Raw genomic sequence first — 267 nt, forward strand, 5'->3', positions numbered from 1 at the left:
TACCTACTCGACACCACCCTCGGCCAGATCCAGTGCCAGTCGCTGGTAATCGCCACCGGTGGCCTGTCGATCCCGACGTTGGGCGCCACCGGTTTCGGTTATCAGGTCGCCAAACAGTTCGGCCATGAACTGCTACCGACCCGCGCCGGTCTGGTGCCGTTCACCATCACCGATCAGCTCAAGGAGCTGTGCACCGAACTGTCCGGCACCTCGGTGGATTGCCTGGTCAGCTGCAACGACCAGAGCTTTCGCGAGAACATCCTGTTC

Annotated in this window: 1 pseudogene; it reads left to right on the top strand. The window is 61.4% G+C overall.

Going from position 1 to position 267, the window contains the following annotated elements:
- Positions 1 to 267: pseudogene (locus AB2L51_RS15235) on the top strand (aminoacetone oxidase family FAD-binding enzyme); the annotation flags it as partial.

The sequence above is a fragment of the Acetobacter fabarum genome, assembly GCF_040702925.2.
Lineage (GTDB): Bacteria > Pseudomonadota > Alphaproteobacteria > Acetobacterales > Acetobacteraceae > Acetobacter > Acetobacter fabarum_B.